The organism is Megasphaera sueciensis, assembly GCF_050219315.1.
GTDB lineage: Bacteria > Bacillota > Negativicutes > Veillonellales > Megasphaeraceae > Megasphaera_A > Megasphaera_A sueciensis.
Genome location: NZ_CP116939.1, coordinates 2762349 through 2783284 on the forward strand (window position 1 = coordinate 2762349; position 20936 = coordinate 2783284).

22 protein-coding genes and 1 other annotated feature are annotated in these 20936 nt (G+C 37.5%); of the genes, 20 read left to right on the top strand and 2 right to left on the bottom strand.

All coding sequences use genetic code 11. From position 1 onward, the window contains the following. Nucleotide 1: 1 nt before the first annotated feature. From NXG62_RS13250 to NXG62_RS13320, 15 genes are all read left to right on the top strand, one after another. Nucleotides 2-1147 carry an amidohydrolase family protein gene (locus NXG62_RS13250; protein WP_427112893.1) on the top strand — a complete coding sequence of 382 codons (1146 nt, stop codon included), beginning with the start codon at nt 2-4 and terminating at the stop codon, nt 1145-1147. A gap of 5 nt (nt 1148-1152) precedes the next feature. Then, nucleotides 1153-2673, top strand: coding sequence for a galactarate dehydratase (gene garD / locus NXG62_RS13255; protein ID WP_427112894.1), 1521 nt, complete (start codon nt 1153-1155; stop codon nt 2671-2673). 199 nt (nt 2674-2872) lie between these two features. Continuing rightward, nucleotides 2873-3772 (top strand): 4-hydroxy-tetrahydrodipicolinate synthase, encoded by a 900-nt coding sequence (dapA, locus tag NXG62_RS13260; RefSeq protein WP_427112895.1) that lies wholly within the window; start codon nt 2873-2875, stop codon nt 3770-3772. Between the two features lie 122 nt (nt 3773-3894). Further along, nucleotides 3895-4029, top strand: coding sequence for a hypothetical protein (locus tag NXG62_RS13265; RefSeq protein ID WP_427112896.1), 135 nt, complete (start codon nt 3895-3897; stop codon nt 4027-4029). Nucleotides 4030-4213: 184 nt separating this feature from the next. Next, nucleotides 4214-5149 (top strand): 2-hydroxy-3-oxopropionate reductase, encoded by a 936-nt coding sequence (gene garR, locus NXG62_RS13270; RefSeq protein WP_427112897.1) that lies wholly within the window; start codon nt 4214-4216, stop codon nt 5147-5149. A 153-nt stretch (nt 5150-5302) separates the two neighbouring features. Beyond that, entirely contained in the window at nt 5303-6079 is a 777-nt protein-coding gene (locus NXG62_RS13275) for an IclR family transcriptional regulator (RefSeq protein ID WP_427112898.1), read from the top strand. Nucleotides 6080-6271: 192 nt separating this feature from the next. Next, entirely contained in the window at nt 6272-6697 is a 426-nt protein-coding gene (locus tag NXG62_RS13280) for a PPC domain-containing DNA-binding protein (RefSeq protein ID WP_427112899.1), read from the top strand. 41 nt (nt 6698-6738) lie between these two features. Then, nucleotides 6739-7839, top strand: a complete 1101-nt coding sequence (locus NXG62_RS13285) for a DUF362 domain-containing protein (protein ID WP_427112900.1) — start codon at nt 6739-6741, stop codon at nt 7837-7839. A gap of 39 nt (nt 7840-7878) precedes the next feature. Then, nucleotides 7879-8952, top strand: a complete 1074-nt coding sequence (locus NXG62_RS13290) for a CdaR family transcriptional regulator (protein ID WP_427112901.1) — start codon at nt 7879-7881, stop codon at nt 8950-8952. 133 nt (nt 8953-9085) lie between these two features. Then, nucleotides 9086-10234, top strand: coding sequence for a glycerate kinase (locus NXG62_RS13295; RefSeq protein ID WP_427112902.1), 1149 nt, complete (start codon nt 9086-9088; stop codon nt 10232-10234). Nucleotides 10235-10797: 563 nt separating this feature from the next. Continuing rightward, a complete protein-coding gene (locus NXG62_RS13300; protein ID WP_427112903.1) occupies nt 10798-11475 on the top strand; it encodes a TVP38/TMEM64 family protein in 678 nt (225 codons plus the stop codon). A 62-nt stretch (nt 11476-11537) separates the two neighbouring features. Beyond that, entirely contained in the window at nt 11538-12710 is a 1173-nt protein-coding gene (locus tag NXG62_RS13305) for an MFS transporter (protein ID WP_427112904.1), read from the top strand. Between the two features lie 92 nt (nt 12711-12802). Then, on the top strand, nt 12803-13150 hold the full coding sequence (locus tag NXG62_RS13310) for a LapA family protein (RefSeq protein ID WP_427112905.1): 348 nt from the start codon (nt 12803-12805) through the stop codon (nt 13148-13150). A 126-nt stretch (nt 13151-13276) separates the two neighbouring features. After that, the gene (locus NXG62_RS13315; protein ID WP_427112906.1) at nt 13277-14524 is read left to right on the top strand and encodes a deoxyguanosinetriphosphate triphosphohydrolase family protein; all 1248 of its coding nucleotides are present in this window, start codon (nt 13277-13279) and stop codon (nt 14522-14524) included. A gap of 50 nt (nt 14525-14574) precedes the next feature. Next, nucleotides 14575-14805, top strand: a complete 231-nt coding sequence (locus tag NXG62_RS13320; protein WP_091652445.1) for a DUF1653 domain-containing protein — start codon at nt 14575-14577, stop codon at nt 14803-14805. Nucleotides 14806-14904: 99 nt separating this feature from the next. Here NXG62_RS13320 and NXG62_RS13325 read toward each other — a convergent pair whose 3' ends face one another. Further along, complete coding sequence (locus tag NXG62_RS13325; RefSeq protein WP_427112907.1) at nt 14905-15339, bottom strand: Hsp20/alpha crystallin family protein; 435 nt, start codon at nt 15337-15339, stop codon at nt 14905-14907. A gap of 653 nt (nt 15340-15992) precedes the next feature. Between NXG62_RS13325 and NXG62_RS13330 the strand changes: the two genes are divergently transcribed. The 4 genes from NXG62_RS13330 (at nt 15993) to rplT (ending at nt 18539) form a co-directional block, all read left to right on the top strand. Further along, entirely contained in the window at nt 15993-17210 is a 1218-nt protein-coding gene (locus NXG62_RS13330) for an MFS transporter (RefSeq protein ID WP_427112908.1), read from the top strand. Nucleotides 17211-17278: 68 nt separating this feature from the next. After that, nucleotides 17279-17391 (top strand) — a sequence feature (ribosomal protein L20 leader region). 33 nt (nt 17392-17424) lie between these two features. Continuing rightward, nucleotides 17425-17931 carry a translation initiation factor IF-3 gene (gene infC / locus NXG62_RS13335; RefSeq protein ID WP_091652440.1) on the top strand — a complete coding sequence of 169 codons (507 nt, stop codon included), beginning with the start codon at nt 17425-17427 and terminating at the stop codon, nt 17929-17931. Between the two features lie 18 nt (nt 17932-17949). After that, nucleotides 17950-18147: a 50S ribosomal protein L35 gene (rpmI, locus tag NXG62_RS13340; RefSeq protein ID WP_322351580.1), complete on the top strand. Its 198-nt coding sequence runs from the start codon at nt 17950-17952 to the stop codon at nt 18145-18147. Nucleotides 18148-18188: 41 nt separating this feature from the next. Next, on the top strand, nt 18189-18539 hold the full coding sequence (gene rplT / locus NXG62_RS13345) for a 50S ribosomal protein L20 (RefSeq protein WP_427112909.1): 351 nt from the start codon (nt 18189-18191) through the stop codon (nt 18537-18539). A 59-nt stretch (nt 18540-18598) separates the two neighbouring features. Here rplT and NXG62_RS13350 read toward each other — a convergent pair whose 3' ends face one another. Continuing rightward, nucleotides 18599-19456 (bottom strand): LysR family transcriptional regulator, encoded by an 858-nt coding sequence (locus NXG62_RS13350; protein WP_427112910.1) that lies wholly within the window; start codon nt 19454-19456, stop codon nt 18599-18601. A 148-nt stretch (nt 19457-19604) separates the two neighbouring features. Between NXG62_RS13350 and NXG62_RS13355 the strand changes: the two genes are divergently transcribed. Continuing rightward, on the top strand, nt 19605-20858 hold the full coding sequence (locus NXG62_RS13355) for a diaminopimelate decarboxylase family protein (RefSeq protein ID WP_427112911.1): 1254 nt from the start codon (nt 19605-19607) through the stop codon (nt 20856-20858). Nucleotides 20859-20936 lie beyond the last annotated feature (78 nt).

Consider the following 20936-nt stretch of genomic DNA (forward strand, 5'->3'; position numbering starts at 1 on the left):
TATGTATCATTCAATAATTTTACGTGGAGGAAGAGTTTTAGATCCCGTTTGTGGATATGATCATATTAAGGATATTTATATTCAAGATAATCATATTGTAGATAAGTTCACTCCATCTTCCGATACATTAGAAGTTTCAGCAGAGACTTATATTGTTTTGCCAGGACTTATTGATTATCATACACATATTTTTTATGAAGGAACAGATGTTAGTATTCCTCCAGATTTAAGTTTATTACCTTATGGTGTTACTTCAGCAGTTGATGCCGGAACAACAGGGGTATCTAATTATGAAGTCTTTCACCGACATATCATTAATGATAGTTTGATGGATGTCCGAAGTTATATTTCAATTTCTTCGTCAGGGCAAGTCACAGATCAATTTCCAGAAAATCAAGATCCGAGAGTTTGTGATGAACAGGCTATATCAAGATTGTTTTCTAAATATGGTCATGAATTGTTAGGAATAAAAGTTCGAGAAAGTAGAAATTTAGTTGGTGATCTTAACTTTATGCCATTAAAGAAAGCAATTGAGTTAGCAAATATATTAAAATGTCGTGTAGCTGTTCACATGACAGATTCACCGGGATCACCAGTAGAAGCCGTAACATTATTGAGAAAAGGTGATGTTTTTGCACATGTTTTTCATGGAAAAGGAGATACAATTCTCGATAAAAAAGGAAATGTTTTACAGGAAATAAAAGTGGCTCAAAAGAACGGAGTCTTATTTGATGCAGCAAACGGGAAAAATAATTTTAGTTTTAAGACAGCTATAACTGCAATTGCGGATGGCTTTTTCCCAGATATTATTAGTACGGACTTAAATAAAAATACTATATTTAATGGAGTGTGCTTTAACTTACCTTGGGTTATGTCAAAATATATAGCATTGGGAATGGATTTAATGAGTGTTGTGAATGCCTGTACATATGGTCCAGCGGTTGCGATGAATATGAGTGATATAATTGGCTCTTTACAGTTAGGAAAGCAGGCAGATGTTTCAATTTTTCAACTATGTAATCGGAAATGCACATTTAAGGATATAGATAATTATGAATTAATTGGAAATTGTATTTTAATTCCTAAAATGACTATAAAAAAAGGACGCATTGTATTTAAGCAAATTGATTATGATAATAAGGGATGACGACTATGGCATTACAAAAACCATTACGAATAAAATTACACTTAAAAGATAATGTAGCCATTATTGCCAATGAAGGCGGTCTTATGAAAGGGACCCGGTTTGAAGATGGTTTTACGTTAATTACTGATGTTCCGCAAGCACATAAAGCAGCACTGGAGGATATACCACAAGGCGGGGAAATTATTCGGTACGGACAGACGATAGGGTATGCACTACAATTCATTCCCAAAGGAAGCTGGATCGAGGAATCATTGGTTGGCATGCCTGAACCGCCCGATGTAAATCAGATGATTTATAATTATCAAGAAATGAAACAGTTAGAACCCTTAAAGGGAATGACTTTTATGGGATATCGAAATGCAGATGGGACAGCAGCTACCAAAAATATTTTGGGAATCCAAACCAGTGTGCAATGTGTAGCCGGAGTTGTAGATATTGCAGTAAAGAAAATTAAAGAAGAACTACTGCCTCAATATTCTCATGTAGATGATGTAGTTGCAATGAAACATAATTATGGTTGTGGTGTGGCAATCAATGCTCCGGCGGCGGTAATTCCGATTCGTTCAATTAAAAATTTAGCGAAACATCCAAATTTTGGCGGAGAAATGTTGATTGTTAGTTTGGGATGTGAAAAACTTCGCCCGGAAGTAGTGATTGATGGCGATGTGCATGCGGTTCATATACAACTTCAAGATGAAAATGGTTTTGCTGCATCTGTTCAGACAATTATGAAAAATGCTGAAAAAATTTTACAGCGATTGAATCAACGTCGCCGTGAAGTTTGTCCTGTTTCTGATTTAGTAGTGGGGTTACAATGCGGTGGCAGTGATGCTTTTTCCGGAGTGACGTCTAATCCTGCGGTTGGCTATGCGGCTGACCTTTTAGTACGTGCGGGGGCTACTGTGATGTTTTCCGAAGTTACAGAAGTTCGTGATGGAATTGACCGGTTATTGCCGCGGGCTGTAGATGCTGATGTCGCTGATCGTCTCTTGGCAGAAATGAAATGGTATGATCGTTATTTAAGTTTAGGAGAGGTCGACCGTAGCGCTAATACAACACCCGGAAATAAAAAAGGCGGATTATCGAATATTGTCGAAAAAGCGATGGGATCTATTGTCAAATCAGGGACCAGTCCAATCACTGAAGTTATTTCTCCTGGCGAACGGCCAACTAAAAAAGGTTTGATTTATGCAGCAACACCAGCTAGTGATTTTGTTTGCGGTACGTGTCAGCTTGCTTCGGGTATCCATGTACAAGTATTTACAACGGGCCGTGGTACACCCTATGGACTAGCTATGGTACCTGTGATTAAAGTTTGCAGCAGAAGCATTCTTGCAAAGAAATGGCCTGATATTATTGATATCAATGCAGGACGAATTGCAGAAGGAGAAGCAACGATAGAATCTGTAGGCAAAGAAATTTTTGATATGATTCTTGCTGTTGCCAGCGGAAATAAGCAAAGCTGGGCAGAAAAATGGAAAATTTATAATGACTTATGCTTATTCAACCCGGCACCTATCACGTAATTTTTATAACGAGAAGTTGATTTGTGAATTTGTATGATTATATCCTGATTATGAAAAATAAGTAAAAAACATTGAAAGTTTCATAATAATGGTATATCATTTTAAATATAGATTAATTAATTTCATATATTGAATAAAATATGTTAAATATGAAATATAAGTTATTACAATTATATTTTATGGCAATGGAGGGAATAGAATGATAAAAAAAGTATTTAAGCCGCATGGGGTAATACCGGCTATGATTACACCGCTTACCAAGGATGGCACATTTAATGAGTCGGCAACCAGAAAGTTAATTGACTATTTAATCGGCAATGGTGTTCATGGATTATTTGTAGTAGGGACTACAGGCGAATTTTACGGATTTAGTTTAGAAGAAAAACGTTATATTTTTCAAGTTGCAATGGATCAGGCCAACGGGCGTGTTCCCATTTATGCGGGGACTAACGCTATTACGACAAAAGAGACAGTCGCGTTAACCCAGATGGCCGAGGAATGCAAGGTGGACTGTGTATCTATTTTGACGCCGATGTTTATCAAACCTAGTCAAGAAGAATTATATATGCATTATAAAACAGTTGCAGATAATACATCATTACCGATTATTATTTATAATAATCCGCCGAAAACAGGTGTTAACGTGAACGCGGAAACGATTGCTAAGCTTGCTGATATTTCTAACATTGTAGCGGCTAAAGAATCTTCTGGAGATATGACACTGGTGGGTGAATATATTCGTTTGACGCAGGGAAAAGATTTTTCTGTATTAGTAGGCCGAGATACGATGATTTATTCTTCTTTGGTGTATGGTGCATCGGGGGCAATAGCATCTTGTGCTAATGTGGCACCGCGTCTTTGCGCTGATATTTATGATAAATATCAGCAGGGAGATTTAGAGGGAGCATTAAAAGCACAATATCAGCTGGCACCGCTGCGGATCGCTTTTAAATATGGAACATTCCCGGCTGTTATTAAAGAATCTTTAACGTTGTTGGGAATTGATGCAGGGCCTTGCATGGGACCTTGCGGTCCCTTGAAACCGGAAGAACGGGCAGCATTGCGGAACGTATTGGTTGAGATGGAATTGCTTGGATAATATAGAATATTATTTTGCAAAGGATGTGTAAAAATGGCAAATAAGACACCTAAAGTTGTATAAAGGGCTGTATATCCAGTAGCGGGACACGAATTCAATGTTCCTTAATTTGAGCGGTGCTCATGGACCGTATTTTACTCGTAACGTGGTTATTCTCTATAGATGAAACGGGACATATGGGTATTGGTGAAGTTCCGGGTGTCGGTAAAATTACGGCCGCATTGGAACAAGTAAAAAAATATGTTATAGGTGCGTAAGTCGGTGATTATCGCAATGTATTATTACAGATTTCCAACTATTTATCAGTTATATAAGGAAAAATGCTGCGGTAATCGAGATGATTCTGTTGCGATGCAATTTCTTATTCCAGGGTGGACATTTGATAATAAAAAGCCCTGTTTGGTTCGATAATATATTGTTTGCATATTTTTTGTAAGCAATGTGTTATATATATTTTTTATTAAAGTTTACAATGAAAAGGAGCTAATGAACATGAAAATTGGTTTTATTGGTTTAGGTATTATGGGTAAGCCCATGAGCAAAAATTTATTAAAAGCCGGTTATGATGTAACTGTTAATGATTTGAACAAGGCTGCAGTTGATGAAGTAACCGCACTAGGAGCTAAATCCGCGGCTTCTGCAAAAGAGATTGCGCAGCAGTGTGATGTCATTATTACTATGTTGCCAAATTCACCGCAGGTTAAAACCGTTGTATTGGGAAAAGGCGGTTTGATTGAAGGATTATCAGCAGGTAAAATCCTTATTGATATGAGTTCGATTGCACCATTAGTTAGTCGTGAAGTGGCGGCTGAACTGGATAAAATCGGGGTTGAAATGCTGGATGCACCTGTATCGGGCGGAGAACCCAAAGCTATTGATGGTACGATGTCAGTTATGGTAGGCGGCAAGCAGGAAATCTTTGATTCCTATTATGATGTTATGAAGTCTATGGCTGGTTCTGTTGTACGATGCGGGGAAATAGGAGCGGGAAATATTACTAAACTGGCAAATCAGATTATTGTTGCCATCAATATTGCTGCCGTATCAGAAGCGTTTACTTTGGCACAGGCTGCAGGTGTAGAACCTAATCTTGTTTATGAAGCGATTCGAGGAGGATTGGCAGGAAGCACGGTACTTGATGCAAAAGGTCCGATGATGATGGATCGTAATTTCAAACCTGGATTCCGTATCAATCTGCATATAAAAGATTTGAATAATGTCATTGAAACTTCTCATAATTTAGGCCTTGCCCTTCCTCTTGTTACACAAGTAATGGAAGAAATGCAGGTACTAAAAAATGATGGCTTGGAAGCATGCGATCATAGCAGCATTGTTCGTTTTTATGAAAAAATGAATAATATTGAAGTAAAACGTTAATTTGTTTTTACCATGGCACGGCGGGATAGTTTCCCGTCGTGTTCTTATTTATACGAAATTGATTTATTTTCATTGCAATATATAAAATTCCGTTTTATAATTAAATTATTATTTTATATATTGAAATTTTACCAATAATTAGGAATGGTGATTATGCCAACACATACGGTCGGTGCCAATACAAACAACAGCATAGTGAAGTCAATACAATTATTAAATACATTTTCGATGGAAAAGCCCCGGCTGCGTCTGAAGGAAATAAGTACAATGACTGGAATCAGCCAGCCTACAGCATACCGGATGTTAACTACGCTGAAACAGTCAGGCCTTGTGGAACAACATGGAAATGTATATTCATTAGGATTAGGCTTATTAAAATATGAAAGCATAGTATTAAACTCTATTTCGCTGCGGCGCATAGGTATGCCTTACTTAGAAGAATTATCACTAAAGGAAAAAATCAATGTAAATTTGGCCGTATTGGAGGGCGATGAAGTACTATATATTGCCAGAGCGGAAACGCCCTATTGCCGATATGGATATTTTCATGTAGGTATGAGACGCCCGGTATATTGTACAGCATTGGGCAAAGTGTTGATATCTCAGCATCCCGAATTGATTGGCAAGATATTTGCGAACGGAGTTATTAAATGTACGATGAATACGATTACGGATGAACAAGAATTTCGCAAAGAGATTGAAAAGGTAAGTCTTCAAGGGTATGCGACAGATTTGGAAGAATGGTCAAATGGGAGAAATTGCATTGCTGCACCTGTTTTTGATATTGGCAGAAATATTATTGGTGGAATTAGTATATCCGGACCTGTTTCTACTTATACCAGAGAACAAATCCTTGGATATAGGCCTATATTATTGGAATATGCAAGCCGGGTTTCTTTGGCGATGCAAAATTTGGGCGACGCTGAATAGGCTGTATTACCCCTTACTATTTATACGGAATTTTGAACGGCACATGTATGTGCCGTTTTTTAGTAAATAATTTTAAAATGAATATTTCATATATTAAAATGAATATTTTGAATATTGACTTAATAATTCCATTAATATATAATTTATTATAGAAAATATATGCTTTGATTACGAAAAAGGAGGATATGCAACATGGATTATAGAAAAATCGATGAAACACATATAATTGCGAGGTTAGACAAAGGAGAAGAAATAGTAGAAACACTTAAGGTCATTGCACAGAAGGAACATGTTAACTTAGCTATGATACAAGGGTTAGGGGCTGTTTGTGAGATTGTCGTTGGAGTTTTTGATGTTATGGCTAAAAAATATAAAGCCAATCAATTTACAGGCAGTTTTGAAATTGTATCACTTACGGGAACGATCGATTCTATGCAAGGAAACTATTACAGTCATTTTCATATTAGTGTAGGGGATACATTGGGACATGTTTTTGGGGGACATTTAAATCGCGCTGTTATTAGTGCAACGGGAGAAGTTATTATTACCTTGATAAAAGGGAAGATAGATAGAAAATACAGTGAAGCGGTAGGACTGAATTTGTTGGAATTTGCATAAAAATAATAAGGGCATTTGTGTTTTTTAGGAGATGTAAAGCAATGAAAAAAGATGATATTATTATTACGTATGGTACTCATATTTCAAGAATGGTACGGATGGTATTGGATAAAGCGGAATTGGCTTTATCTATTCCTAAGCATGCCAGAATTGGTATTAAACCTAATTTAGTGGTAGCCAAGACGCATGACTCCGGAGCAACAACATCGCCGCTTATGGTAGAGGCTCTTATCCAATATTTGCAGGAGCATGGATTTTACGATATCATTATTTTGGAAGGCTCTTGGATTGGCGACGATACCAAACGGGCGTTTTCAATAAGCGGTATAGAAAACGTTGCCGAAAAATATAAAGTTCCCTTGTTAGATACCAAAGATGATACGTATTGCAAGATTCAGGCAGGTCCCATTGAAATGGAAATAAGTAAAACGGCACTTGATTTGGATTTTATTATTACCATGCCCGTATTAAAAGGCCATTGTCAAACAAAAATCACGGGTGCACTAAAAAATTTTAAGGGATGTTTATCTGATAAGGAAAAACGGCATTTTCATACCTTGGGATTGCATCGTCCGATTGCTTATCTAAATACTGTTCTGCATCCAGGCTTTATCCTTATGGATGGGCTTTGCGGTGATTTGGATTTTGAAGAGGGGGGAAACCCGGTCCCTATGAATCGTATTGTTGCCGGCTTGGATCCAGTGTTGATAGATTCATATGCGGCTTCGGCAATGGGGTACGAACCCGGTGAGATCGGCTACATCAAGATGGCAGCTGAATTAGGTGTAGGTTCTATGGATCTTAAGCATGCAAATCTCATAGTTTTGGAAAAAGATACTTGCCCTGTTAAAATGATTCGTTCCCGCAAAGTACAGGTCTTGGCAAAAGCAGTAACTGAAAAAAATGCCTGTTCTGCCTGCTATGCAAATCTAATTCAGGCATTGGCACGTTTAGAAGAGCGAGGACTTTTGTCATATTATAAAAAACACCCTGTTTGCATTGGACAAACATTTAGAGACCAAAGTGGAAATTCTCTTGGAATTGGTTCGTGTACCTGTGGATTTATACATTCTGTACCGGGATGTCCGCCAGCGACAGCTGATATATTAAAAGGGTTATTGACAGGATTGAATGCAAAGTAGCGGATTTATCCGGGGTACTATATAATTGGAGGAAAATTTATGGTACGTATCAATATGGATTTTGCACAGCAAATAGTAGATTCTGCAAAAACGATTGTGGGATGGAATGTTAATTTTATTGATCCGCAGGGCATTATTTTAGCTAGTACGGATTCCAAACGCATTGGAACGTATCATGAAGCAGGACATTTAGCGGCTCGTACCAGACAGACCCGGACCGTTTATCACAAGGATGAATATAAAGGTTCAAATTCCGGAATTAATTATCCTATTACGATGAACGATCAAGTTGTCGGAGTTATCGGAATTACGGGTGAACCAAATGTTGTAGGGCAATATGGATTCTTATTGACAAAAATTTGTGAAGTTTTTATGAAAGAATATTTATTGGAGATACAATCGTATGATGATCAGCAGCGTATAGGAAAATTAGTCATGGCCCTCTTATATCATGATTTAGAAGGAATACAGCAAATTATGGGGGATGCCGATATTCTGGCAGATGAAAAATATGTTGCTATCAGTTATATGCTCGATTGTTTGGGCGATGGGCAGATTCAGCGCCAAATTGAGCGTAATATTACAGAAAATTTACAGGAATTGGAATTGCCTCTGCATGTTCATATTTATCCTAATATGGTTGTTTGTCTTGTGCCGGAATCTAAGTATAAAAAATGGAAGCAACGGGTAGCAGCGTGGGAAACTGCTTTTTCTCCTAAATTATATATTGGCGTAGGAACATGGGAAGCTGTCCGGCATATTTATTTATCATACCGATTTTCTCGTATGGCCATGAAATATGCAAAAGATCATCAATTCTTTTGTATGTTTGCTGAAAATATGAATTTGGAATTATTGTTACAGAGCATTGATGAACAAGTACAGCGGCAGTATGTGGAAAAAGTTTGTACAGCATTAAACGAGGAAGAGTTTCAATTATTGCAGACTTATTTTAAAAATGAATTATCTCTGCAGTCGACAGCAAATGAAATGATGATTCATAAAAACACATTGCAGTACCGACTCAAACAAATTTATGTTAAAACAGGATTGGACCCGCGGAAATTTACAAATGCAGTCGTTTTATATATAGGTGTCAATTTAAAAAAATAGAGTAGTATCTATGATAAATAAAGAATGAAATAGTTATATGGTTTTGGCTTGTATAACATAGTTTATCTTTTTTAATTTTGCTATACTCATAATATGAATACTTATTATACATATTATGCGGGAGATGAATTTTATGAAAGTAGTTGTAGCTGTCGATTCTTTAAAAAACAGTCTGACTTCCTATGAAGCAGGTAAGGCGATTGAAGCAGGTATTCGCAATGCTTACAGTGATACGGAGGTAGAAGTTATTGTAAAACCGCTGGCCGATGGTGGAGAGGGAACGGTGGCAGCACTGGTAGAAGGACTGCACGGTGAATTGCGGTATGCAGCGGTTCATGGACCGCTTGCCGGAATGGTTCAATGTCCATATGGTTTTTTGAAAGAATCTAAAACCGCGATCATTGAAATGGCAGGGGCCGCAGGAATCGGACTGGTGCCGGAGGAAGAACGAAATCCGCTGAACACTACGACATATGGTGTTGGAGAAGTTATTGTGCAGGCAATGTCTGAAGGAGCCAGAAATTTTATTATCGGCATAGGCGGAAGCGTGACCAGTGACTGCGGAGTCGGTATGCTGCAGGCATTAGGTTTTATTTTTAAGGATGAGCAAGGACAGCCTGTGGGGTTGGGCGGAAAAGCTGTTGAAAATATAGCATCTGTTGATGCCTCTCAAGCTGTGCCGGCTATAAAAGACTGCACTTTTCATATTGCCTGTGATGTAAATAATCCGTTATACGGTACCCATGGGGCAGCTTATATTTTTGGACCACAAAAAGGAGCAACACCGGATATGGTACACCGTTTGGATGCCGGAAGCCGTGTGTTTGCTGAAGTAACTGCAAAATTTATAGGAACCGATTTATCTCAAACACCGGGAGCAGGAGCGGCGGGCGGTTTAGGATTTGCTTTTTTGGCATATATTAAGGGAAGTCTTCAATCGGGAATACAAATTGTACTCAATTCTATTCATCTAGCCGAAGCTATACAAGATGCAGATTATGTTGTTACGGGAGAAGGTTGTTTAGATGCACAGACGGCTATGGGAAAAGCCCCTATTGGAGTTGCGAAATTGGCAAAAAAATATGGTGCTAAAGTAATTGCATTGGCCGGCTGTACTACTGATGATGCAAAAGCTTGCAATAAACATGGGATTGACGCATTTTTTTCCATTGTAGATTCGGCAATGTCATTGAAAGAAGCAATGAATAAGGATGTTGCTTTAAAAAATATGACGAATACAGCAACACAAGTGTTTAATTTAATCCGTGTAGCAGAACATTGATATATACAACGTATTGTTTTATCATGAACTCATATTTAAATAAGCTGTTTGGGATGATTACTTACTACGGCTGATGTATGGTGTCATAAAAAGAGAATATTAATAAAAGCTGTTTTGGGGAAAAATCTCAAAGCAGCTTTTATTAATATGGCTTTGTGTGACCTTGCATAGTATTAAAAGAAGAAGCACGATATTGCCTAGCGGCTTCTTTTATATAATTAAGTGCTGCTTTTTGAGGAATATAATAGTAAAAAATAAATATGAGTGTAGTAGATTCTAGTGTCTGGGAAGAGAAATACTATGTCGTGCATTCAATGCGAATAGTTAAAAGACATAATGCGAAATGGTAGGGAATGCAATACAAGACGATACGAATTTTGCCGTTGAAAATCTGTTAGCTTTTTACTTTTTTAGAGGTAAGGTAGTGAAATAAGGTACTATATAAGCTGTCTTATTTATACAGATTTACTAATATTCCTTTTTATTTTTCCTATACATCGATGTTTTGTAGTATAATTAGTAAAGATAGCGCCATTCTATTTCTAAATAAAGAAGTGTGTGATATGATAAAAGGAACAACCTTAGATAAGGTATTTAAAGGATTTGTTATTGCCATTATACTATTTGTTTTTGCCGGAGTTCATTTCCTAGTTCCGGGATTTTATAGTACGTTGTTTCATTTAACAATGACAGGCAATATGGAGGGCTTGGTAGCGTATATTACTTCTTTTGGTTATTGGGCCATTATTATAAGCATTTTTATGATTATTATTACTAACATGACAGGCTTGCCTTCTATTCCGTTTCTCACCGTAAATGGGGTTATTTTTGGTCTCGTACCAGGAATTATTATTTCTTGGATCGGAGAGGTTATTGGAATTGATCTGGGTTTTATCATCATGCGGAATATTTTGAGGGAGAAAGCACAGAAATTAATTGAAGACAATCATATGGCGGAAAAACTTGATCAATACAGCAATATACGAACGATGACATTTTTTCGGGCCATTCCATATACTCCGAATGTATTGTTTACCGCTATTGCTGCTCTGAGCCGAATCAGTCTTCGGGATCATACCGTTTCTGCCCTTATTGGCAAAATGCCGGCAGTGATTGTAGAAGTTTGGCTGGGTCATGATTTATTGAAATTTAGTAAGTATGGCGGACGGTTTCTTATCTGGGTTACGATTGCTTCAGTAGCATACCTTTTTTACCGTCATTATAAAAGAAAGAAAAAATAATAATTGTTGGCTGGCAGCAGAAGAAGGCTGCAGAGTAAACAAATAAGCAGGAGCGTCAGTGTATGCAGAAAAAATACTTATATATATTAGCAGCGGCGCATCTATGCAATGACATCAGTTCAGGGGCATTGCCTGCAGTTTTGCCGTTTTTTGTTACCTTTTATGGCATGAATTATACCGATATAGCAGGTATCATGTTTGCGTCTTGTTTTTTATCATCTTTTATTCAGCCTGTTTTTGGTTACTTAGCAGATAAAACATCTTTTCAATGGTTTATGAGTATTGGCGTTTTGCTCACGGGGGTAACGTTTGCCGTAACCGGATTCGTGAGTAATTACTGGTTGATTTTTGCAGCAGTTACTGTGATGGGGGTGGGGGCTGCCGTTTTTCATCCGGAAGCGGCACGCCTTGTTAATTCCGTGTCGGGTGATCAGCGCGGTTCCGGCATGAGTATTTTTTCTATTGGCGGAAATGGTGGGTACGGTTTTGGACCGCTTATCGCGGTAGCTGTGATTGAGCTGTTTGGTATGAAAGGATTGCTGTTTTTCGGTATTGTAGGTGTGGTTATGGCTATGATACTCCTTTATATTGTGCCAAAAATTAGAAAAACGGCGACGGCTATGATTCGAGAAAAAGAGAACGCCGATATAGCAAACCACATTATACACAAAGAAGCAAGCAACGATTGGAATGGATTCGGCAGATTGACGGTTGTTATTATTTTTCGTTCGATAGTGGCTACTGCATTGGGTAGTTTTTTACCATTATTTTGCATTAATGTCATGGGCTCATCCAATGCGGTGGGAAGTTTGACTTTATCTGTATTCAATTTAGTTGGGATAGTGACAACTATGATTGGAGGATATCTTGCAGATCATTGGGGATTTGTCACGGTACTTAAAAGAGGCAGCTTTTTTATGGTTCCGCTTCTTATTGCAGCGGTATTTTTGCAAAACATATGGATTTTGTTTATTCTTCTATTACCGTTAAGCCTTTCTATGCATGGAACCTATTCATCCTTTGTTGTTCTGGGACAGAGTTATTTAGCTAAAAGTATTGGTTTTGCTTCCGGGGTCACATTGGGATTGTCTTTTAGTGCCGGTGGTATTGTGGTCCCCTTTATGGGGCATTTTGCTGATGATTTTGGAATCATGCCAGTTATGGTTATTATTATAGCGATTGCTGCGGCAATGGCGGTCAGTACTCTTTTTCTGCCGGAACCTAAAGAAAATTAATTGCCAGATGATTGACAAAGTCCACGGGTAAGCTTATGATGAAAATATGAGAACATTCTCGCAAACAAAGCCATAGGAGAGGGCGTGTCCGCATGTTGTATATTATTCTTATAGGAATTGCCAGTTTTTTTGTTGCAGTATTAGCAATACAGAATTCTATGCCTGTGGAACTTTCTTTTTTTACGATGAAATTTAATTCTAATCTGATTGTTGTTATTATTTTATCGCTTTTAGCAGGGATATTTATTGCTTTCTGCTGGGGGTTGAAGCTTAAAACACAACATTATATTCGTGAACGCAAGGCACAGGATAGAATCAATAAATTGGAATATGAGAACAAAACGCTAAAAAAAAGAATTGCAGATTTGAATTATGAAGAACCTGTGCCGGAATGGCGTGTTTCGCAGGAAAAAGGGAACGGCCCAATACCGCCCAAATAAAATGAGCAAATAGAGGACAGTCTGCGTATATGACGGTTCCTCTTTTTGTTATATAAGGTAAAAGCGGATTTTTAACATGAAGAATGCCAAGCCATACGGATGGTGATACACGTTAGGAGGAAAATAATGGGGAACGGTGCTTTTTACAAGGAACGGATGGATGAAAATCACCCTAATTGGAAATTAGCTATTAAGCGCAATGGAAACCTATATACGCGTCCCGATGATTTTAGGACGCCTTTTGGACGTGATTATACTCGTATTTTGCATTCAACGGCATATCGCCGTTTGAAGCATAAAACACAAGTGTTTTTTACGACTAAGAATGACCACATTTGTACACGGATTGAACATGTAAATCATGTGGATTCTGTGAGTTGTACAATAGGGCAGTACTTAGGGCTTAATACGGAACTTATTGGAGCTATTGCAAATGGACATGACTTGGGACATTCTCCATTCGGACATTTAGGAGAACGGGTTCTAAAAAAAATTAGTGAAAAAGAATTAGGACAGCCCTTTTGGCATGAACGCCAAGGCTTGCGTGTGGTTGATGATATTGAAACGCTGCTGGACCCAGCGGGCAAGACTTCAAATCTTATGCTGACGTATGCTGTTCGTGATGGTATTGTAAGCCATTGTGGTGAGATGAAACAAACCGTACTGCGCCCGCGTAAAGAATATGTAGACCTTAATAAAATAGAAAGAGCAGGGGAATTTGAACCGTATACTTGGGAAGGATGTGTTGTGAAAATTGCTGATAAGATAGCATATCTTGGAAGAGATATTGAGGATGCTGTTCGGTTGGGAATTTTAAAAGAAGATGGAAATCCTTTGCGAGATTTAAAGGAACAACTGAACGGACATCTTAAGGCACAGTTGCAATCGGTTACCAATACGGCTATTATGTATCCTCTGATTACAGATATTTGTAAAGAAAGTATACCGGATAAAGGACTGGTATTGTCTGAACAGCATTTGAATTTGATGGATACGGTTATGCAGTTTAATTATAAATTTATTTATAGTAATCCACGGCTGGAAATATATCATAAGTATGCAAAACTTATCATACAATCTATTTATGATATATTAAGCCGCTGCTATCGCGGTCCTGACACGATAAAGGAACTGGTTAAATTGAGTGAAGAGTATCCTACACTAGGTGCTCATTTTTTGGAACGCATGAGAAAATATTCTGATATCGGCAGAGAAATTGCTGTAGAAGATAATTTAGGAAATGTTTTTGGTAATCGCGTTATTTATCATATCAAGGAGAATGAATCAGAATACCGCTCTGCCTGTATTGACTATATTGCGGGAATGACAGATACATATGCCGAAAAAATTTTTGATGAACTAACCACGTTTTAGATTTCTGTGGTAAAATATATATCATAATACTATAAAAGAGGAGGTTCATCATGAGAGAATTACCTAAAGAAAATGAAGTATGGATCCATTTTAAAAAGAATAAGTATCAAATTGTTACCATTGCCGAACACACAGAAACCGGGGAACAGTTCGTAATATACAAAGCGTTGGCAGATACAAAGAAAACATATGCACGACCTGTGAAGATGTTTATGGGGGAAGTTGACCATGAAAAATATCCGTACGCCGAACAAAAATATCGATTTGAAAAATTAGGATGATTATAAAAAATACCGATCCCCAAAAGTTGATTTTTAGGTCTAACTTTTGGGGGTCGGTACAAAAATAGGAGAGGCTATTTTACTGGTTACGCATAATTTTTATTTGATGTCAATCCGATGACTGTTTTCGATAACCTTAGATTCAAGTTTGGGTAAGTTGACTTTTAATATGCCGTTGGTAAAAGCAGCTTCGATTTGATCTTTTTTTATATTGCGAATAATGAATTGTCTGCTAAATGTACTGCTGCTGCGTTCTTTCCGAATATAATGTTTGTTTTCTTCTTTTTCTTCTTTTTCCTGATTATGCTGAGCTGCAATAGTCAATACATCATTGTCATAGGTAATATTAATATCTCCCTTTACCATGCCGGGAAAGTCAGCTGTTATGATATAAGCATTTTCACTATCCTCGATGTCTACTTTAGGAAGTTTAATCTGCATTGCCGGATTTGGCTGGAACAACCCGTTGAAAAAATTATCAAAAGCGGAGTCAGGGAATCTGAAATCATTAGTTACAGGAAATAAATCTCTCATAATATAACCCTCTTTCTACAATATAGTGTAATAATGAAAATGATGCAAACAAGAAGTTTGTCCTTTTGACCTTTTAATATAACTCACTTCATCTTGTTTACAAATATAGTATAATGTTTGTTAGCACTGTTGTCAAGTGAGTGATAATAAAAAATATTAAAGTGTTGGGAAATCGGACCTTATTGTCATTAAGGGATAGTTGTTTTTCATATTATATTAAATAAAACGTTATACTATATAAAATATTTTATAATATCAATTATTTGTCTCTTTACAAATTATAAAGCGAGGAGTACAATAAAAAACAATCTAAGATGGTTGAATAAGCAATGAATGGGAGCATAGTAAACGATAAGCCGTTCAGAGAGTTGGGTGATTGGTGTGAGCCTGATACGTAAAGCGTTTATTTCTCGCCCATAAGCTCTTATGCTGAACGAAGTAGGGATAAGCGTAACCGGTGCGTTAAGCGGAGATGGAACCTATTCCGTCGTAATAAGATCCAATTAGGGTGGTACCGCGATCATACGCCCCTAACAATGCCATATTGGCACTGTTAGGGGCGTATTTATATATGGCCATATATATTTTTCTTTGCCGGATTGCAACTGGCAGCATGCTGAAATTAAAAGTTTATTAGTATTGGAGGAACAGCTATGTTTACGAAAAATATATCAAAAATTCCCAGGGCAATTTGGGTGCAATTATTTTTACTAGCGTTAGGATATGCCGTATACTCGGCAAATCGGTTATCTTTTGGTGTTGGATTAAAGGCTATTGCCGGTCAATTAGCACTTACAACAGTGGAAATTGGTACGATAGGGACTATTTTTACATTGGGACAGGCATTTATTGATGTTCCGGCGGGTTTTCTTGCTGACCGGTTTGGCCGTAAACGAATGCTGGTTATGGGAATGACCGGGCTTGGTTTTATGACTGCCATGGTAACAACTGCGCATAGTTTTTTTGAAGCAGCTTTTTGGCGTCTTCTTTTTGGTATGACGGAAGGATGTTGGAATATTGTTATGTATTCTGTTGCCGGGTCTATTTTTCCAGCGGCTAGGGGCATGTTGAATGGACTGATGATGACGTTTTATTCTATCGGTGCTTTTGTAGGACCTTCGTACTATGGGTGGAGTTTGGAACAAACTGGAGATTGGAGTGTAGGATTGAAAACGATGGGATCGGTTACTGTAGCCTTTGGATTATTGCTTGTTGTTGGATTCAAGGCGAAATATACGGATACATCAAGTGATATCAAGCATACTTGTCTAATGGAAGCACTGCATACGGTAGGCTTCAATAAAATTGTATGGTTGGCTGTTTTAATTCAAATTTTAAATATTATACCGTATTGGGGATTTGCCTCCATGGGACCCTATTTATTTATGACTTATAAAGGATTTACAGCAACACAGGCCGGCCATTTTTTTGGTATGATTTATGGTATTGGCGGGTTGAGTGGAGTTGTATTAGGCTTTTTTGCTGATCATTTTGGCCGTAAACCGACCATTATTTTCTTAGCTGTTTTAAATACTTTTTGTGCTATTTTGATTTTCCATATTATTCCTGCCAATTCATCTATCCTTTATTTGGTAGGTATTTTTATGGGAATTGGGTTGCACGCTATTTATGTTTTGGGGTATACGATTGCACAGGATGGTGTCAGTGGAGCGCAAATTGGATTAGCGACAGGTATTGTCGGAGCATCTAGTTATTTCTTATCTTTTTTTTCTGGACCGCTTATGGGGTATTTAACCGACAGCTTAGGCTATTTAAATGCATTGGATATTGTTGTAGTAGCTTTTGAAGCAACTTTGATTGTTGTTGCTGTCATAATGAAAGAAACGCATAAAAAAATACCGGTCTTATAAAAAGAGAAGGATAGTTGTATAAAAACATTGACAAGATGATATGGCAATGGTAAAATAATTAGCGTATGAAAACAAAGAAGAAGCTATCCGCTTCTCACCTTACATGGCGTTATTGTTACTAAGGTTGATACGGATTTGAACGTATAGCGGATAGTATTACTATCCGCTTTTTATTTTTATATTGTTTTGGAGGTGAAATACTATTAGTAAAGAATTGCGCATTAACGAACAGATTAGAGCCCGCGAAGTTCGTGTGGTTAGCGATACAAATGAACAAATGGGAGTCATGTCTTTGCGCTCGGCACAGCAAATTGCAGAGGAAAGACACATGGATCTAGTAGAAGTCGCTCCTAATGGCAAACCGCCGGTATGCCGCATAATGAATTATGGGAAATACCGTTATGAACAGCAGAAACGGGAAAAAGAAGCCAAGAAAAAACAAAAGATTTTGACGCTCAAGGAAGTAAAACTGCGCCCCAATATTGAAGATCATGATTTTTATGTCAAGATGAAGGCAGCACAACGATTTTTGGCAGAAGGAAGCAAGGTTAAAGTTACCATTATGTTTCGGGGAAGAGAAATGAGTCACCCTGAATTGGGCAGAAATCTTCTTGTGCGTTTTGCCGATGAGTTAAAAGAAATTGCCCATGTCGAAAAGGATCCGAAAATTGAAGGCAGAAATATGACGATGGTTATTGCTGCTATTAAGGGTCAAAGTTAAGAGGAGGAAATATATATTATGCCTAAATTAAAAACTCGCCGCGCTGCGGCCAAACGTTTTACAAAGACCGGTTCCGGTCAGTTCAAGAGAGCAAAGGCTTATAAAAGCCATATTTTGGAATCCAAATCTCCTAAGCGGAAACGGAATCTGAGAAAAGCAACCTTGGTTGCTAAAACAAATATGGATGCTGTACGTAAGATGTGTCCATACGCTTAATATAAGTAATTATTATTGAATAGATTTGGAGGAAATATAACATGGCTAGAATTAAAGTAGGTGTTACTGCACACCGTCGTCATAAAAAAATATTGAAGTTGGCAAAAGGATATCGTGGAACGAGGAGCCGTTTGTTTAAAAAAGCGAATGAAAGTGTTATGAAAGCACTGTCGTATGCTCGTCGTGACCGTCGTGCAAAAAAACGTGAATTCCGTAAATTGTGGATTGCCCGTATAAATGCGGCGACTCGTGCCAATGGTATGAGTTACAGTCGTTTTATATGTGGCCTTACAAGAGCTGGTGTTGCGGTTAACCGCAAAATGTTGGCGGACCTTGCTGTACATGATGCAGCTGCTTTTACAAAATTAGTGGAAGTCGCAAAACAACAGTAATTTTCAATATTTCTTCAGGTAAAAAGGATGTCGGTGATTATAGCTCCCGGCGTCTTTTTTTATTCTATCAGGTAGTGTTCTAATTCTTCGGGTATAATGGACGGTTCACGGGTAATGTAGTAACTATTTACCTTTGGCGGGGCAAAATCAAGAAGTGGTATAGCTCTTACTTTTCCTTGAAGCAGATCATCTTCAATAACGCTGCGCGGTAAAAATGTATATCCTAATCCTGCGATAATATATTGAGATAGTTTTGTGCTATTATCAATTTCAAAAGGAAACCGATGATGGTGAGGAAATAAATCTTGAATAAAGAGTCCCACTCCTTGTAAAGCAAAATTACAAAATAAATATTTAATTTTTTGCAAATCGTCCTTGTAGATACCTCCTGCATATTCGATATTGTCGGCTGCAACGACTAAGACCATGGAGTCCGATCGATAAACATGACAAGAATACCCATCTTTATATAGCGGGCTAAAGGAAAAAACCATGTCGAGTAAACCGTCTTGCAAATCCTGAAGCATTTTTTGTGTATGACTGATGGTTATTTGCAATGCAGTTGTTGGATTGGTTTTGAGAAAATGGCATAATCGTTTTTGCAGATGGCTATCATAAATGGTATTAGTCGTGCCGATACGAATTTGTTGAGAGTAGTCTGGCGATAAATGTAGTTCCTGTAAGGCTGAATTTTCCAGGGTAATAAAACGTTGAGCGTATTCAAGAAACTTTATTCCCGCGGGTGTTAATTCGATTTGCTTATGGGTTCTCGCAAAAAGTAATTTTCCCAACTCTGATTCCAAATCCCGTATGCGGTTAGTGACCGTAGATTGGGCAACAAAAAGTTGTTGAGCTGTTTTCGTGAAATTTTTAATTTGTGCTAATGCAATAAAGGTTCGTATCGTCGTTGTATCCATTATACACTCCTAAATTCGAAAAACGAATTATTATGATTGATATAATCTATTTTACAAATTTATAAAGGTTATTATATAATAAATCTTGTAATAAGGCAATGATATGTGCCTAATTAATACTAATTTATATTAAATGGAGTTGAAAATTATGAATAAAAAAACAGTGCCTTTTACTGAAGAACAGATTCGTAAAATTATTTCTCAATATCCTACACCGTTTCATATTTATGATGAACAGGCAATTAGAGAAAATGTACGCAAGCTCATTCACGCGTTTTCTTGGGCGGCTGATTTTAAAGAATATTTTGCTGTCAAAGCTACACCGAATCCTTATATTATGAAAATTTTAAAAGATGAAGGTGTTGGATCAGATTGCAGCTCGATGGCAGAATTAATTCTTTGCGAAAAAGTTGGAATTACAGGACATGATATTATCTTTTCATCTAATGATACGCCTTATGAAGAATATAAAAAAGCGCTGGAACTTGGTGCTATGATTAATCTTGATGATATTACTATAATTGATTATATGGAAAAACACGGACCTTTGCCGGAATGGATATGTGCTCGCTATAATCCAGGACCGTTGCTGAAAAGTGGTAATGATATTATTGGTATGCCGGAAGAAGCAAAATACGGAATGACCAAAAAACAGATTTTTGAAGCATATCGGATTTGCCGCAAAAAGGGAGTCAAACATTTTGGCTTGCATACTATGGTTGTTTCGAATGAACTTGATCCTAATGGATTGATTAATACTGCAAGAATGATGTTTGAATTAGCTGTGGAAATAAAAGTTGAATTGGGGATTTCGGTTGAGTTCATTGATTTTGGAGGAGGCATCGGAGTTGCGTATAAACCGGAACAGACCCCGGTAGACTATACGATTCTCAGTGCAGGTATTAAAAAATATTTTGAAGAAATTATGATTCCCAATGGCATGGGAGATATACGCATTTCTTTTGAATGTGGACGTGTTATTACGGGACCTTTCGGATATCTTGTGACAACGGCTATTCATCATAAAAATATTTGGAAACAATATATTGGGACAGATGCTTCCATGGCGAATCTTATGCGTCCCGGAATGTATGGGGCATACCATCACTTGACTGTTATGGGGAAAGAAAATGCTCCTGCAGATCATGTATACGATGTAACGGGATCTCTATGTGAAAATTGTGATAAATTTGCGGTGGATCGTAACCTTCCTGAAATTGTGGATGGTGATATTTTGGTTATTCATGATGCAGGTGCACATGGACATTCCATGGGATTTAATTATAATGGCAAACTTCGTTCAGCAGAACTTCTGCTTCATGCCGATGGGACGGTAACGCAAATTCGACGTGCGGAAACAGTAAAAGATCTTTTTGCAACATTAGATTTTTCGGCACTATAATTAAATAATCAATTGATCATATAAAGTGCATTTTACCTGTTAAGCGCAAGCTGGCATATGAAGTGCACTTTTTGTAAT

Coding starts and splice junctions, on each gene's coding strand:
- NXG62_RS13250 (WP_427112893.1), top strand. CDS start 2: ATGTATCATTCAATAATTTTACGTGGAGGAAGAGTTTTAGATCCCGTT.
- garD (WP_427112894.1), top strand. CDS start 1,153: ATGGCATTACAAAAACCATTACGAATAAAATTACACTTAAAAGATAAT.
- dapA (WP_427112895.1), top strand. CDS start 2,873: ATGATAAAAAAAGTATTTAAGCCGCATGGGGTAATACCGGCTATGATT.
- NXG62_RS13265 (WP_427112896.1), top strand. CDS start 3,895: ATGGACCGTATTTTACTCGTAACGTGGTTATTCTCTATAGATGAAACG.
- NXG62_RS13275 (WP_427112898.1), top strand. CDS start 5,303: ATGCCAACACATACGGTCGGTGCCAATACAAACAACAGCATAGTGAAG.
- NXG62_RS13280 (WP_427112899.1), top strand. CDS start 6,272: ATGGATTATAGAAAAATCGATGAAACACATATAATTGCGAGGTTAGAC.
- NXG62_RS13285 (WP_427112900.1), top strand. CDS start 6,739: ATGAAAAAAGATGATATTATTATTACGTATGGTACTCATATTTCAAGA.
- NXG62_RS13290 (WP_427112901.1), top strand. CDS start 7,879: ATGGTACGTATCAATATGGATTTTGCACAGCAAATAGTAGATTCTGCA.
- NXG62_RS13295 (WP_427112902.1), top strand. CDS start 9,086: ATGAAAGTAGTTGTAGCTGTCGATTCTTTAAAAAACAGTCTGACTTCC.
- NXG62_RS13300 (WP_427112903.1), top strand. CDS start 10,798: ATGATAAAAGGAACAACCTTAGATAAGGTATTTAAAGGATTTGTTATT.
- NXG62_RS13305 (WP_427112904.1), top strand. CDS start 11,538: ATGCAGAAAAAATACTTATATATATTAGCAGCGGCGCATCTATGCAAT.
- NXG62_RS13310 (WP_427112905.1), top strand. CDS start 12,803: ATGTTGTATATTATTCTTATAGGAATTGCCAGTTTTTTTGTTGCAGTA.
- NXG62_RS13315 (WP_427112906.1), top strand. CDS start 13,277: ATGGGGAACGGTGCTTTTTACAAGGAACGGATGGATGAAAATCACCCT.
- NXG62_RS13320 (WP_091652445.1), top strand. CDS start 14,575: ATGAGAGAATTACCTAAAGAAAATGAAGTATGGATCCATTTTAAAAAG.
- NXG62_RS13325 (WP_427112907.1), bottom strand. CDS start 15,339: ATGAGAGATTTATTTCCTGTAACTAATGATTTCAGATTCCCTGACTCC.
- NXG62_RS13330 (WP_427112908.1), top strand. CDS start 15,993: ATGTTTACGAAAAATATATCAAAAATTCCCAGGGCAATTTGGGTGCAA.
- rpmI (WP_322351580.1), top strand. CDS start 17,950: ATGCCTAAATTAAAAACTCGCCGCGCTGCGGCCAAACGTTTTACAAAG.
- rplT (WP_427112909.1), top strand. CDS start 18,189: ATGGCTAGAATTAAAGTAGGTGTTACTGCACACCGTCGTCATAAAAAA.
- NXG62_RS13350 (WP_427112910.1), bottom strand. CDS start 19,456: ATGGATACAACGACGATACGAACCTTTATTGCATTAGCACAAATTAAA.
- NXG62_RS13355 (WP_427112911.1), top strand. CDS start 19,605: ATGAATAAAAAAACAGTGCCTTTTACTGAAGAACAGATTCGTAAAATT.